General features: G+C 70.7%; 15 protein-coding genes. 4 read left to right on the forward strand and 11 right to left on the reverse strand.

Going from position 1 to position 12,836, the window contains the following annotated elements; all coding sequences use genetic code 11:
- Positions 1 to 55: 55 nt before the first annotated feature.
- The 5 genes from ABT130_RS44920 to clpS form a co-directional block, all read right to left on the reverse strand.
- Entirely contained in the window at positions 56 to 334 is a 279-nt protein-coding gene (locus tag ABT130_RS44920) for a MoaD/ThiS family protein (protein ID WP_030906436.1), read from the reverse strand.
- An 89-nt stretch (positions 335 to 423) separates the two neighbouring features.
- Complete coding sequence (locus tag ABT130_RS44925; RefSeq protein ID WP_350924791.1) at positions 424 to 579, reverse strand: hypothetical protein; 156 nt, start codon at positions 577 to 579, stop codon at positions 424 to 426.
- A 37-nt stretch (positions 580 to 616) separates the two neighbouring features.
- On the reverse strand, positions 617 to 1,033 hold the full coding sequence (locus tag ABT130_RS44930; protein WP_343975506.1) for a M67 family metallopeptidase: 417 nt from the start codon (positions 1,031 to 1,033) through the stop codon (positions 617 to 619).
- A 9-nt stretch (positions 1,034 to 1,042) separates the two neighbouring features.
- Positions 1,043 to 1,567, reverse strand: coding sequence for a DUF2017 domain-containing protein (locus tag ABT130_RS44935; RefSeq protein WP_350966110.1), 525 nt, complete (start codon positions 1,565 to 1,567; stop codon positions 1,043 to 1,045).
- A gap of 119 nt (positions 1,568 to 1,686) precedes the next feature.
- Positions 1,687 to 1,974 carry an ATP-dependent Clp protease adapter ClpS gene (gene clpS, locus ABT130_RS44940; RefSeq protein WP_030906445.1) on the reverse strand — a complete coding sequence of 96 codons (288 nt, stop codon included), beginning with the start codon at positions 1,972 to 1,974 and terminating at the stop codon, positions 1,687 to 1,689.
- A gap of 40 nt (positions 1,975 to 2,014) precedes the next feature.
- Here clpS and ABT130_RS44945 point away from each other — a divergent pair, with 40 nt between their 5' ends.
- From ABT130_RS44945 to ABT130_RS44955, 3 genes are all read left to right on the forward strand, one after another.
- Positions 2,015 to 3,304 carry a nicotinate phosphoribosyltransferase gene (locus tag ABT130_RS44945; RefSeq protein WP_350966111.1) on the forward strand — a complete coding sequence of 430 codons (1,290 nt, stop codon included), beginning with the start codon at positions 2,015 to 2,017 and terminating at the stop codon, positions 3,302 to 3,304.
- A 4-nt stretch (positions 3,305 to 3,308) separates the two neighbouring features.
- Positions 3,309 to 3,884, forward strand: a complete 576-nt coding sequence (locus tag ABT130_RS44950; RefSeq protein ID WP_350924785.1) for a nicotinamidase — start codon at positions 3,309 to 3,311, stop codon at positions 3,882 to 3,884.
- A gap of 187 nt (positions 3,885 to 4,071) precedes the next feature.
- Positions 4,072 to 4,647: a hypothetical protein gene (locus ABT130_RS44955; protein WP_350966112.1), complete on the forward strand. Its 576-nt coding sequence runs from the start codon at positions 4,072 to 4,074 to the stop codon at positions 4,645 to 4,647.
- Positions 4,648 to 4,692: 45 nt separating this feature from the next.
- On the opposite strand, the gene ABT130_RS44960 is transcribed toward ABT130_RS44955, so the two are convergent.
- The 6 genes from ABT130_RS44960 to ABT130_RS44985 form a co-directional block, all read right to left on the reverse strand.
- Positions 4,693 to 6,444 carry a DEAD/DEAH box helicase gene (locus ABT130_RS44960; RefSeq protein ID WP_350924781.1) on the reverse strand — a complete coding sequence of 584 codons (1,752 nt, stop codon included), beginning with the start codon at positions 6,442 to 6,444 and terminating at the stop codon, positions 4,693 to 4,695.
- A 160-nt stretch (positions 6,445 to 6,604) separates the two neighbouring features.
- A complete protein-coding gene (locus ABT130_RS44965; protein WP_350966113.1) occupies positions 6,605 to 7,450 on the reverse strand; it encodes a hypothetical protein in 846 nt (281 codons plus the stop codon).
- A 98-nt stretch (positions 7,451 to 7,548) separates the two neighbouring features.
- Positions 7,549 to 8,937 carry an MFS transporter gene (locus tag ABT130_RS44970; protein ID WP_350966114.1) on the reverse strand — a complete coding sequence of 463 codons (1,389 nt, stop codon included), beginning with the start codon at positions 8,935 to 8,937 and terminating at the stop codon, positions 7,549 to 7,551.
- Positions 8,915 to 9,622 (reverse strand): zinc metalloprotease, encoded by a 708-nt coding sequence (locus ABT130_RS44975; protein ID WP_350966115.1) that lies wholly within the window; start codon positions 9,620 to 9,622, stop codon positions 8,915 to 8,917. The genes ABT130_RS44970 and ABT130_RS44975 overlap by 23 nt, the downstream gene beginning before the upstream one ends.
- Positions 9,623 to 9,976: 354 nt before the next feature.
- Positions 9,977 to 10,228, reverse strand: coding sequence for a DUF3039 domain-containing protein (locus ABT130_RS44980; protein ID WP_030906465.1), 252 nt, complete (start codon positions 10,226 to 10,228; stop codon positions 9,977 to 9,979).
- A 105-nt stretch (positions 10,229 to 10,333) separates the two neighbouring features.
- A complete protein-coding gene (locus ABT130_RS44985) occupies positions 10,334 to 11,923 on the reverse strand; it encodes an MFS transporter (RefSeq protein WP_350966116.1) in 1,590 nt (529 codons plus the stop codon).
- Between the two features lie 154 nt (positions 11,924 to 12,077).
- On the opposite strand from ABT130_RS44985, the gene ABT130_RS44990 reads away from it, so the two are divergent.
- Positions 12,078 to 12,713, forward strand: coding sequence for a TetR family transcriptional regulator (locus ABT130_RS44990; RefSeq protein WP_350924770.1), 636 nt, complete (start codon positions 12,078 to 12,080; stop codon positions 12,711 to 12,713).
- Positions 12,714 to 12,836: the final 123 nt, after the last annotated feature.

The raw sequence follows: 12,836 nt of genomic DNA on the forward strand, positions 1-12,836 counted from the left end.
CGCGTGGTGGGCCCCCCCCCCGGGCGCTCTCCGGGGGGGGGGGGGGCACCGCGCACTAGCGGGAGCCGCCGGCCACGGCGGGCAGGACGGTGACCGTGTCGCCGTCGGCGACCGGGGTCTCCAGCCCGCCCAGGAATCGGACGTCCTCGTCGTTCAGGTAGACGTTCACGAAGCGGCGCAGCGCGCCCTTGTCGACCAGGCGCTCCTTCAGCCCGGGGTGCCGGGCCTCCAGGTCGCCGATCAGCTCCTCGAGCGTGGCGCCCTTGGCGTCGACGGCCTTGGCACCGTCGGTGTAGGTGCGCAGGATGGTCGGAATGCGAACCTCAATGGCCATCGCGGGTCAATCTCCTTGTGTCGTCATGGGAGTGATAGCCCACCGGTTTCGGAACACCGGCGAGCACCGGGGGATTCCAGAAAAGCCGGTCAGCGACAGTCGTAGACGACCACGAAAGGCGTGTGCGCGAACAGGAAGTTCTGCACGGGCGCGATGCCCGCGTGCCGTGCCCGGGGGCCGGGACGCGAGCGCACGACGTCCTCCTGGCTCGGGGCGGCGGTCAGCATGCCCACCAGCTTACCCAAAGGGACAATCCACCACACGGCCGTACACCCGGGACGGTCACCCGGAGGTGATCGTCACCTTCTCCTCGCTCACCACACCGTCGACGATCCGGTACGAGCGGAACTCGGCCTCCGCACCCAGCTCCTCTCGGGTGGAGACCAGCACGTAGTGGGCTCCCGGCTCGGCGGCGTAGGAGATGTCGGTGCGGGAGGGGTATGCCTCGGTGGCGGTGTGCGAGTGGTAGATCACCACCGGCTCCTCGTCGCGGTCGTCCATCTCCCGCCAGACGCGCAGCTGCTCCAGCGAGTCGAACCGGTAGAACGTCGGCGACCGCTCGGCGTTCTCCATGGCGATGAACCGTTCGGGAGAGTCGGAACCGACGGGCCCGGCGATCACACCGCAGGCCTCGTCGGGGTGGTCCGCCCGAGCGTGCGCGATGATCTTGTCAACCAGTTCCCGAGAGATCGTGAGCATGCCTGAAAGCTACCAAAGGGCTCGGACCAGGGTGTCCTGGAGGTAGGTCAGCCAGTCGTAGATGACGTACACCGGATAACGGGGGTCGTGCTCCGACATGTCGGCGATCTCGTCGTGCACCTCCTCGGTCACCTCCAGCCGGGTGCCGAGCGTGAGCCGCACGTCGTTCAGCGCGCGCATCCACGCCTCCGCCTGCTCCCTGGTCAGCTCGACCCGGCCGGGCTCGGCGCTGTCGAGCATCGCCTTGGCGTCGGCCCGCTTGCCCTCGCGCAGCGTCGCCTCGGTGTACCGGCGAAACTCCGCGGCCGCCTCGCCGTCCTCGTACGCCGAGGGGAACAGCCTGGCCAGCACCGGATCGTTGGACTGCTCGGACGCGCCGATGCCGAGCGCCCTCTCCAGCGGATCGTCGCCGGTCTCCCCCGGCTCTATCAGGCCCAGGGTCTGGGTGACCAACGAGCGCAGGATCGACACCTCGGCGGCGTCGAAACCCGTGATCACGCCGCCCTCGCGCCCCGGCTTGAACCCCGAACTCATCTCTCGCCCACCATTCCTCGCGGGCTCCGCCAGAGACCCGCCCGTCGTCTGGGATCGACCCGCCGCCCGCCGCCGCACGACGACGGACCGCGACGGGCGGCACCGGACCGCCCGCCCGCTCACGAATCCCGCTGGACCGTGGCCCACAGCCCGTAGGAGTGCATGATCTGCGCGTCGCGCTCCATCTCCTCACGGGTGCCGCTGGAGACCACCGCCTTGCCCTTGTGATGCACGTCGAGCATCAACTTCTCCGCCTTCTCCTTGGAGTACCCGAAGACGGTCCGGAAGACGTACGTCACATAGGACATCAGGTTGACCGGGTCGTTCCAGACGATTGTCAACCATGGCAGATCGGGTCTTACGTCGATTGACGGACGCTCGACCTCTGTTGGAGCGGTGCTACCCACATTCACCAGTCTGCCCTACCCCGGGATTAGTCTTCGACTCGTGACAGAGAGCATGAGCACCGCGTTGCTTACCGATCACTATGAGCTGACGATGCTGGAGGCGGCGCTGAGAAGTGGCGCCGCCTCCAGGCGGACGGTCTTCGAGGTGTTCGCGCGGCAGCTGCCCGGTGGGCGGCGCTACGGGGTCGTCGCGGGTACCGGCCGGGTGCTGGAGGCGCTGGAGTCCTTCCGCTTCGACGAGGAGTCGCTGGCGTTCCTCGAAGACAACCGGGTTGTCGACGAGCCCACCCTGGCCTTCCTCGCCGGATACCGGTTCTCTGGGGACGTGGACGGCTACGCCGAGGGCGAGTGCTACTTCCCCGGTTCCCCGATCATGACGGTGGAGGGCACGTTCGCCGAGGCGGTGCTGCTGGAGACCGTGATCCTGTCGGTGCTCAACCACGACTGCGCGATCGCCGCCGCCGCCGCTCGCATGGTCGGCGCCGCCGGGACCAGGCCGATCATCGAGATGGGCTCGCGACGTACCCACGAGGCGGCGGCCGTGGCCGCCGCGCGGGCCGCCTACCTCTGCGGATTCTCCTCCACCTCCAACCTCATGGCGGGCCGCGCGTACGGCGTGCCGACGGCCGGGACCGCGGCCCACGCGTTCACCCTGCTCCACGACTCCGAGGAGCAGGCCTTCCAGGCCCAGATCACCTCCCTCGGCACCGGCACCACGCTGCTGGTCGACACCTACGACGTGGCCCAGGCCGTACGGACCGCGGTGGAACTGGCCGGCCCCTCCCTCGGCGCCGTCCGCCTCGATTCCGGCGACCTCGTCCAGGTGGCCCACGAGGTCCGCGAGCAGCTCGACGCGCTCGGCGCGCAGCAGACCCGGATCATCGTCACCAGCGACCTCGACGAGTACGCCATCGCGGCGCTGTCGGCCGCGCCCGTGGACGGCTACGGCGTCGGCACGTCGCTGGTCACCGGCTCAGGCTCGCCCACCGCCGCCCTGGTCTACAAACTCGTCGCCCGCGCCGACGCCGGCGGGACCATGCGGCCGGTGGCCAAGAGGTCGGTGGGCAAGCCCAGCAGGGGTGGCCGCAAGAACGCCTTCCGCAGGCTCGACCCGGCGGGCACGGCGGTCGCCGAGCTGGTCACCGTCTCCACCGACCTTCCCGCGGACGCCCGTCCGCTGCAGGTCCCGCTGGTCAGGAAGGGCGAGATGGTCGGCCGCGAGAAGCTGGACGCGGCCCGCGCGCGGCACCGAGAGGCCCTCGCCGAGCTGCCGGCCAACGCCCACCAGCTCTCCCGGGGCTACGCCGCGCTGCCCACCGTGTTTGACTGACCGCATGCCAACCGCACTGATCATCGTCGATGTCCAGAACGACTTCTGCGAGGGCGGCAGCCTTCCGGTCGGCGGCGGCGCCGAGGTGGCCGCCGCCATCTCCCGGTACACCGCCTCGCACGGCTACGACCACGTCGTGGCCACCCGCGACCACCATGTGGACCCCGGCTCCCACTTCGCCGCCGAACCCGACTACGTGAACTCCTGGCCCGTCCACTGCGTCGTCGGGACGGCCGGTTCGGACTTCCATCCCGCCTTCGACACCGGACGGGTGGAGGAGGTGTTCAGCAAGGGGGCCCACGCCGCCGCCTACAGCGGCTTCGAGGGCGTCACCCCCGACGGTACGAGCCTGGCCGACTGGCTCGGCGAGCGCGGCGTGGACACGGTGGACGTCGTCGGTATCGCCACCGACCACTGTGTGCGGGCCACCGCCCTGGACGCGCTCGCGCACGGCCTCTCCGTCCGGGTGCTGCTGGATCTCACCGCGGGGGTGGCCGCCCCGACCACCGAGGCCGCCCTCGCCGAGCTCGGCTCCGCCGGAGCCCGTCTCACCGGCACCCCGGTGGTCCGCCCGGCCTGACGGTCGTACCCCCTTGGCACGGTTCCCCGTCCTGTCCGGGAGCCCGGCGGGGAAGGCCGTCAGGAGTGCCCACTCCGGGCATTCGAACGACTACCGGATCGGCATGGGTGGGTAAATCCGACCACCACCCGCCGCGACAGGAGTATCACGGAGAGCTGAGACCTCTTACTACCGGTGGTGACCTCATATGTTCGTGCTCGGTGTCTCCTGGCTGGTGCTGACCCCGCTGTGCCTGTGGAACCTTTTTCGCGGCGGGACGCTGGTGCGGCTGACGAGCGTGCTGGCGCTGGTCTCACTGGAGGTGGCCACGATCTGGACCACCAGCACGATCCAGATCCCCCCGCGGACCCTCATCGCCGCGCCCTCGCCCTCGGCGGCCCGGATACCGGCCCCGGCACCGCAGGCGGCTCAGCAGGGCGCCCGGGACGTGCGGAGCGCCTCCTGCCCCGGCAGGATGCCCGCTCCCGAGCGAGTGCGACTGGCCCGCCGCCAGGGCGCGCTGCGGGGTGTGACGCTCTTCTGGACGGCCAGGGCCGACGAGTGCGACACCGCGACCGTGGTCCTGCGCCACCGGAACCGCACGATCAGGGTCTGGATGCGCGACGGCGAGGCGGAGAGTCACACCTCGGGCGCCACGACGCGGCCGGTGAGCGTCACCGGCGGCGTGGCCTCCCTGCAGGTGCCACTCGCGCAACCGGTGCGCGGCGAGGGCGGGTTCCGGGCGATCGACGGCCGGACCGGCAGGCCGATCGCCCTCGGCTGACCGGGCCGCGCCCGGCGCGAACGCCGGTGCGACCCGGTGGCCGGGTCAGTGGGAGCGCTGGGTGGCCCAGTGGCGGATCTTGTCGATCCGCTCCTGGATCTGCTCCGCGGAGGCCTGCGCGATGGCGGGACCGCCACAGGACCTGCGGAGCTCGGCGTGGATGACGCCGTGCGGCTGGCCGGTGCGGTGGTTCCAGGCGCCGACGAGGCCGTTGAGCTCCTTGCGGAGGTTGGCGATCAGCTCGTGCGGGGCGAGCTGCGGCTCCTTGGGCTCGGGCCTGTTCCGCCTGGCCTTCAGCTGATCGGACTGGCGCTTGCTCAGCAGGGTGCGGACCTGGTCGGGCTCCAGCAGACCCGGCAGGCCGAGGAAGTCCTCCTCCTCGGGGGAGCCGGTCTCCGCGGCGCTGCCGAACTCGCCGCCGTCGAAGAGCACCCGGTCGAAGGTGGCGACCGCCTCCAGGGTCTCGAACGGCAGCTCGTCACCCAGGACGTCGGGATTGTCCTTTTTGCGCTGGGCGTCCTCCAACAGGAAGTCGTCCAGCCCCTCCTCCGGGGGCTTGCGGTCGAGCACGTGGTCGCGCTCGGCCTCCAGCTCCGCCGCCAGCCCCATCAGGGTCGGCACCGAGGGCACGAAGACGGACGCGGTCTCGCCTCTCTTGCGGGCACGGACGAAGCGGCCGACCGCCTGCGCGAAGAAGAGCGGGGTCGAGATGCTCGTGGCGTAGACGCCGACGGCCAGGCGCGGGATGTCGACGCCCTCGGAGACCATCCGGACCGCGACCAGCCAGCGCTGCTCGGAGGCGGAGAACTCCTTGATCTTCTTGGAGGCCGCCGGGTCGTCGGAGAGCACGACCGTGGCGCCCTCGCCGGTGATGGTCCTGATGTGGCGGGCGTAGGCGCGGGCGGTCTCGTGGTCGGTGGCGATGACCAGGGCACCGGCGTCGGGCACGCCCCTGCGCACCTCGGTCAGCCGCCGGTCGGCCGCCCGGAGGACCTGGCGAATCCACTCGCCCTTCGGGTCGAGCGCGGCCCGCCACGCCTGGCCGAGCTGGTCCTTGGTGAGCGGGGTGCCGAGGGTCGCGGCGATCTCGTCGCCGGCGCGGGTCCGCCAGCGCATCTCACCGGCGTAGGCGAGGAAGATGACCGGGCGGACGACACCGTCGGCGAGCGCGGGACCGTAACCGTAGGAGTAGTCGGAGACACTGCGCCTGACCCCGTCGCCGTCTTCGGCGTAGGTGACGAAGGGGATCGGGTTGATGTCGGACCTGAAGGGGGTGCCGGTCAGGGCGAGGCGCCGGGCGGCGGGCTCGAACGCCTCCCGTACGCCGTCGCCCCAGGACTTCGCGTCGCCCGCGTGGTGGATCTCGTCGAAGATCACGAGCGTCTTGCGCGCCTCGGTGCGTGCGCGGTGCAGTGCCGGATGCATCGACACCTGGGCGTAGGTGATGGCCACCCCGACGTAGTCGCGGGAGGTCGCGCCCTGGCTGTTCTTGAACTCGGGGTCGATCGCGATGCCGACCCTGCCCGCGGCGTCCGCCCACTGCTGCTTGAGATGCTCCGTCGGTGTGACGATGGTCACAGCCCGGATCATCCCTCTGGACAGCAGGTCGCTGGCGATGCGGAGCGCGAAGGTCGTCTTGCCCGCACCCGGCGTGGCGACCGCGAGGAAGTCACGCGGCTCACGGCTGGAGTACAGGTCAAAGGCCTCCTGCTGCCACGCGCGAAGCTTCGGCGCGGTGCCCCAGGCGGCACGGTCCGGATATGAAGGCGAGAGGTGGGATGCGGCGAAAGTGCTCACAGTGTCACCAGAGTAATCTGCGTCGCCGACAAGACGTGCCGATCGGCCGAGATCCTCGCCAAGGTCGCCTCCACGTGCTAGGGGTTCCGTCCCCCGGATCCTTCGCCCGCCGCGTCGCCGCCGATCGACGGGGCACGCCGCGGCTCACGGAGGCCGGACGTCAGCCCAGACCTGCGATCACCGTATCGATCTTGGCCCGCGACACGGGATCGTCCGGCTGGGCCACCCCGACCACGACCACCGGGCGCCCGCCGCCACCTGTGAGGAAGACCACGCGAAGGTAGGCCGGCCGGTTCACGATGTCCAGGTACTCGGCGCGCAGCGAGCGGGCGTGCCCGGTGCGCGCACCCACGGCGATCTCCGTGTCGTCCACGACCTTCACCTTGTCGCCGTGAAGCAGGAGCCGCCCGTACAGGTCGCTGAGCTCGGCCGCGGCGGCGCGCACGTCGGCCGCGGGCTCCGCCGGCCTGACCATCACCGTCGTGTTGACCCCGTCGCCCGCGATCGAGGTGAACCCCGTGACGGGCGGCACCGTGCCCGCGAGCCAGCCCTCCGGCAGCCGGTAGCCGACCCCCGCGACCGGATCGGTCATCCGCCCCGGCGGCGGGTCCGGCACCGACCGCAGCACCAGCACGACCGCGCCGGCGATGACACCGCCGCCGACGACCAGGGTGAGCAGTACGAGCAGCAGGCCGCGCAGGCGCCCGGGGCGGGGCTGGGGCGGGGCGATGGGCGTGCCGTACCAGCGGGCCGAGGGCGGGAGGTCGTCGCCGGGCTCGGGTATCCGGGGAGGCCAGGTGAGGTGGGAGCGGCTGTCGGACGGCTCGGACTCCGGCGGCGGCCAGGGACGGCGCTCGTCGTCGAGGTCCGGGTCGCCGGGCGGCCACCCCTGGTCTTCCGCCTTCCGCGCGGCCTTCTGGGCGGCCTTTCTGGCCCGCCGGGACCGGCGCCCCCCGTCACGACCGGGCTCGTCCAACGGATCCGACCGGCGAGGTCGTTCGTGCACGGGGCCTCCTCCCGGCGGTCACGGTCCTACCGTCCTACCATGCATCCCACGGCGTGGTCCGGCTATGGGTGATCGCTGTTACAGGAGTGACCAATGAGTCATGAGATGTCCCGCATACGCCGGGCCACGATCACCCCGAAGAGCCCCAGGGAGGCCATCAGGACGACGATCGTGGTGTAGCCGGTGGCGATGTCGTCGTGGCCGATCAGGTTGATCAGGACGCCGGCGAAACCGATGGTGAGAGCACCGCCCAGGGTGTCGACGACCTGGAGCGCGGCGGAGTTGGCGCCCTGCTCCGCGTCGGGTGACTGGCGCATCGCGGTGATGTTGATACTGGTGGTGCCGATGCCCATGCCGAACCCGGCGACGACCCAGGCGGGCACGGTGACCCAGCCGGTGATACCGGGTACGAGCGCGAGCAGGGTCAGCAGGATGCCCACGGTGATCGCCGCGGAGCCGATCCCGACCAGCAGGGGCCGATCGTATGAACGGCGGCTCTGCAGGTAGGAGCCGGTGGTCCAGCCCAGGGCGCCGGTGGTGAGCGCGACCCCCGCCTCGGCGACGGAGAAGCCTCGCACCTCGGTCAGGAGCAGCGGGATGAAGGAGTTGACCGCGAAGAAGGCCGAGGCGAGCACCCCGCGCATCATGATCGTGGTGGGCAGGCCGCGGCCGAACCTGAGTGCCCCGGGTGGCAGCAGCCTGGGCAGCCCCACGGCGAGGAACACCAGCCCGGCCACGACGGCGACCCCGCCGGGCACCGGGGTGCTCTGCAGGCGGTCCACGCCGTACAGCAGCGCCCCGCCACCGCCTGCCGTGGCGATGGCGGCCAGGGTCATCGCCAGCGGCCTGGACCGGGGCCCGGTGGAGGGCTCGGGTGCCTGGTCCTGCCGGGCCCGCAGCGCGGGCAGGAGCATCACGAGGGCGGGGACGACGAGCGGCACGATGCCGTAGAAGACCCACCGCCAGCCGGCCGTCTCGGCGATGATCCCGCTGAGGGCCGGCCCGAGCAGGGCGGGGAGCACCCAGGCGGCCGACAGCGCGGCGAACACCCGGGGCCTGGTCTCGGGGACGTAGACCCGCGCGATCATCACGTAGATCGCCACGATGACGGCGCCGCCGCCGAGGCCCTGCACCGCCCGCGCCACGATGAACAGTTCCTTGGTCCCGGCGGCCCCGGCCAGGGCCATACCGGCGGTGAACAGTCCCACGCCGAGCAGGAACGGCCAGGCGTGCCCCCTCCGGTCGGACCAGAGGCCGGCGACGACGTTGGCGAGCAGGCCGGAGATGAGGAAGGCCGAGAAGCTCATCCCGTACAGGTCCAGGGCGTCGAGATCCGCCGAGACGGCGGGCATGACCGTGCCCACGGACATGCCCTCGAAACCGATCAGCGTGACGACGAGCAGGATGCCGAGGGAGGCGGTGCGGTACTGGGGGCCGAAGAGCCGGGGGGATTCGTACGGAGCGTCAAGCGCCTTCGGTACTGTCACCTGTCAAGGGTAGTGTCCGCCCCGGCTCTCGGTGTGCGACCCACATCTCCTGCATCCTGAGAGCCTGGCCGGAGGTGAACCCGGACATGCAGCGGTCGTCGGAGTAGTCCATGAAGTTGTGGATCGGGTCGGGCCCACCCCCCTCGCAGGTGTCCTTGACCAGCGGGCAGCCCTCGGTGGGCTTCCCCTCGGGCGCGGTGTCGGCAACGCCGTCGCCCGCGGCCGCGCAGCCCTTCTCGAAGGTGTGCAGCAGCCCGAGCCAGTGACCGATCTCGTGGACCCCGGTGAACCCCCGGTCGAAGCTGCGCATCGCCCCGCCGGGCAGGCTGCGCCAGTCGACGACCACGCCGTCGAGAGCCGGCTCCTTCCGGTATCCGTAGGGGTAGGTGGAGTAGCCGAGCACCAGCTCGCTGAGCTGGGCGAGGTAGAGGTTGAGCGTCTCGGGGCCGCCCCTGCGCATCTGCTTGATCGCCCGCTCGTGGGTGACGGGGTCGCGGAACCAGGCCGGGTTGACGGTGCGGGTGATGCCCTCCAGCCTGAACCGGATCCCGGTGTCCGCCCCGCCGAACTGCCCGGAGTAGGCGGCGTTGAGCGTGGCGAGCTGGTCGCGTACGGCGAAGTCGGGGGCGCCGAGGCGACCGTCGGTGATGACGTGCACCCAGGTGGGCACGGTGACCGGAAGCACGAGCGGAAGCGATCTCGACCGGGACCGTCCGTCGACGGGCAGGCGGGCGGGCGGCGCGACGAACGGCGCGGGGGATGACACCGGGGATGGCATGGGCGGCTCGGGCCCACGCCCCGGCGGCACGGGACGGACCGCCCCCCGCACCATGACGTGAGCCGCTCCGGAGGCGAGGGCGCACCCGGGCGCGGCGGGTTCTCGGCCGGGAACGGGCACCGCCAACAGGCATGCGGAAAGAACGGCGATCGCACGCCGAAACATGGACTCCCCCGACAGATCCCAGCCACTGGTCGCTCGCCGCCCCCCGGCGACATCCCGACCGTAGCCTCATCGGTGGCGATCACCCACGAGCAACACTCACTCCTTGTTGCCGTCTTCACCCTTCGGCAGACCCGAGTAGATCTCCTTGCACTCCGGGCAGACCGGGAACTTCTGGGGGTCGCGGTTGGGCACCCAGACCTTCCCGCAGAGCGCGCGGACCGGTGTCCCGCTCAGCGCGCTCTCCATGATCTTGTTCTTCTCGACGTAGTGGGCGAAGCGCTCGTGGTCGCCGTCGCCGTGCGACAGGTCCGGCCGGACGTCGCTCTCAGGGAGAATCTTCGTACTCACTCTGGTGATTTTATGCCCGCACCGCCGCGCCCCGGTCACCGACGCGACGCCCCAGGCCCGGCGATCGAGCGCCGGGCCTGGGGCGGGAGCCGTGTTCGAGGGCTTTCAGCCCATGTGGATCGCGGCGCCCTCGCTCTTGCGGCCCGCCCTGACGAAGAGCGCGAGCAGCGCCGCGAGGACCGCCACCCCGGTGCTGACCGTGAAGCCGAGGTGCATGCCGTCCAGGAAGGACGAGTGCACGACGCCGGTGATGGCCTGCATGATCGGCTCGGGCGTGCCGGGGGCCGCACCGGCCTGGGCGTAGGAGGCGCCCTGCTTGACCAGTTCCATCTGCTCGGCGGGGAGTTCCGGGAGCTTGGCGGCCGTCCAGTAGCCGGGAAGCACGTCGGCCACCTTGGCCGCGACGATCGCGCCGAGCACCGCGGTGCCCATCGAGCCTCCGACCTGCATCGCCGACTGCTGCACGCCGCCCGCCACGCCGCTGAGCTCCTCCGGGGCGTTGCCCACGATGATCTCGGTGGCGCCGACCATCACCGGGGAGAGGCCGAAGGCGAGCAGCACGAACGGGATCGCGCTGTCGACGTAACCCGCGTCCATGCCCAGGCGGGAGAGGAGGAACATGGCCACGGCCGTGATCAGCATGCCCGCCGAGATCGTGATCTTCGGGCCGAGTTTGCCGATCGCCAGGCCCGCCAGCGGTGAGGCGACGATCATGCCCGCGCTCATCGGGAGCATCCGCATACCCGAGTCGAGCGGTGACAGGCCGTGCACGCCCTGGAAGTAGAAGGTGAGGAAGAACATCGCGCCGAACATCGAGAACGCCACCAGCACCATCAGCACGGTGCCGATCGCGACCGAGGCGTTGCCGAACAGGCTGAGCGGGATGAGCGGCTCGGTGGCCTTGGTCTGCCAGTAGACGAACGCGGCGCCGAGCACCACGGCACCGGCCAGGAAGCCGAGCGTCCTGGTGTCGCCCCAGCCGTACTCGGGGGCCTTGATGATCGCCCAGACCATGCAGAACATGGCACCGGAGAGCAGGACCACGCCGAGCCAGTCGATCCTGGACAGCGAGGCCGCCCTGCTCTCCTTGATCACCAGGAACCCGACGGCCAGGGCGACGATGCCGACCGGGACGTTGATGAAGAAGACCGACTGCCAGTTGACGTGCTCCACCAGCAGGCCGCCGACGATGGGACCGGCGGCGCTGGACAGGCCGATCACCGCGCCCCAGACGCCGATCGCCATGTTCAGCTTCTCCGCGGGGAAGGCCGCGCGGAGCAGGGCCAGGGCCGCGGGCTGCAGCAGGGCGCCGAAGAGCCCCTGCAGGACGCGGAAGGCGATCAGCCAGGTGATGGAGTCGGACAGGCCGATGGCCAGGGAGGTGAGCGCGAAGCCCGCGATGCCGATCACGAAGATCCGCTTGTGCCCGAACAGGTCGCCGAGCTTGCCGGCGGTGATCAGGAACACGGCGAGCGCGAGCAGGTAACCGCTGGTCACCCACTGCAGATCGGCGAGGGAGGCGTTGAGCTCCTTGCCGATCACCGGGTTGGCGATGGCGACGACGGTGCCGTCGAGCATCACCATCATCACGCCGAGGGAGACCGCCAGCAGCGTCAGCCACGGGTGCCCCTGCCTGGATGATCTGCCCGGATCCGGTGGTGGTGGTGTCGTGGCCACCGTCTTGGCCTGCGCCATGGAAGGGTCCCCCCTGCGATCTTTCGTCCGCCCCCGCGTGGGACGTCAACCGGAGGTAATTTATGACAGTCACTGACAAGTGACAAATTCTTTTATGAGGCAGCAGGTGACTTATGGCAGACTGTGAACTATACGTTTCGAGGTGGTGACGAGCATGCGTCGGCCAGGCCTTCGCGAGCGCAAGAAGCAGAAGACCCGGCTGGCACTGATCGACGCCGCCCTCTCCCTCTTCCTTGAGCAGGGGTACGAGGCGACGACCGTCGACCAGATCGCCGCGGCCGTGGACGTCTCTCCGCGCACGTTCTTCCGCTACTTCGCCACCAAGGAGGACGTCGCCCTGTCCCTGGCCGCCGACGGGCAGGAGACCATGCTCGCCGAGCTGGCCACCCGCCCGGCCGACGAGGCGCCGTTCACCGCGCTCTCACACGCCGTGCGCGCGATGGTCACCATGCTCCAGGAGGGGGATCTCGACGACACCGCCAGGTTCCTCAGGGCCCGCGAAGTGATCGACAGCACCCCCGCCCTCTTCGCGGGAAGCGTGCGCCGGCTGCTGGAGAACGAGCGGCGGCTGATCGCCGAGATCAGCAGGCGCCAGGGCACCGGCCCCGACGACCTCCTGCCCCACTTCGTGGTGGCGCTCTTCACCGCCGTCGCCCGGGTCGGCTTCGAGCTCTGCGAGCCCGCCGACATCAACGACGTCAAGGCCCTCGCCGCCCGCCTGGAGTCGACCCTCGCCCTGGCCGAACGCTCCCTGCGCCCCGGCTGGGACCGCCCCGGGCACCCGGTCTAGGTCCTGTCCTGCGGATCTTTTACCTACCGCGGTCGGTCAGGCGGCGCCTCGCCGCGTTGTCGTCGGTCACCGCAGCACGCTGCGGCTCCCTCCTCCGCCTTGCGAGACACCACCTGACCGATC

This window comes from Streptosporangium sp. NPDC001681 (assembly GCF_040298085.1).
Taxonomy (GTDB): Bacteria; Actinomycetota; Actinomycetes; order Streptosporangiales; family Streptosporangiaceae; genus Streptosporangium.

What these genes read in the sequence shown, in the direction of transcription:
- ABT130_RS44920 (WP_030906436.1), bottom strand. Translation starts at nt 334, where the DNA reads ATGGCCATTGAGGTTCGCATTCCGACCATCCTGCGCACCTACACCGAC.
- ABT130_RS44930 (WP_343975506.1), bottom strand. Translation starts at nt 1,033, where the DNA reads ATGCTCACGATCTCTCGGGAACTGGTTGACAAGATCATCGCGCACGCT.
- ABT130_RS44935 (WP_350966110.1), bottom strand. Translation starts at nt 1,567, where the DNA reads ATGAGTTCGGGGTTCAAGCCGGGGCGCGAGGGCGGCGTGATCACGGGT.
- ABT130_RS44950 (WP_350924785.1), top strand. Translation starts at nt 3,309, where the DNA reads ATGCCAACCGCACTGATCATCGTCGATGTCCAGAACGACTTCTGCGAG.
- ABT130_RS44955 (WP_350966112.1), top strand. Translation starts at nt 4,072, where the DNA reads ATGTTCGTGCTCGGTGTCTCCTGGCTGGTGCTGACCCCGCTGTGCCTG.
- ABT130_RS44985 (WP_350966116.1), bottom strand. Translation starts at nt 11,923, where the DNA reads ATGGCGCAGGCCAAGACGGTGGCCACGACACCACCACCACCGGATCCG.
- ABT130_RS44990 (WP_350924770.1), top strand. Translation starts at nt 12,078, where the DNA reads ATGCGTCGGCCAGGCCTTCGCGAGCGCAAGAAGCAGAAGACCCGGCTG.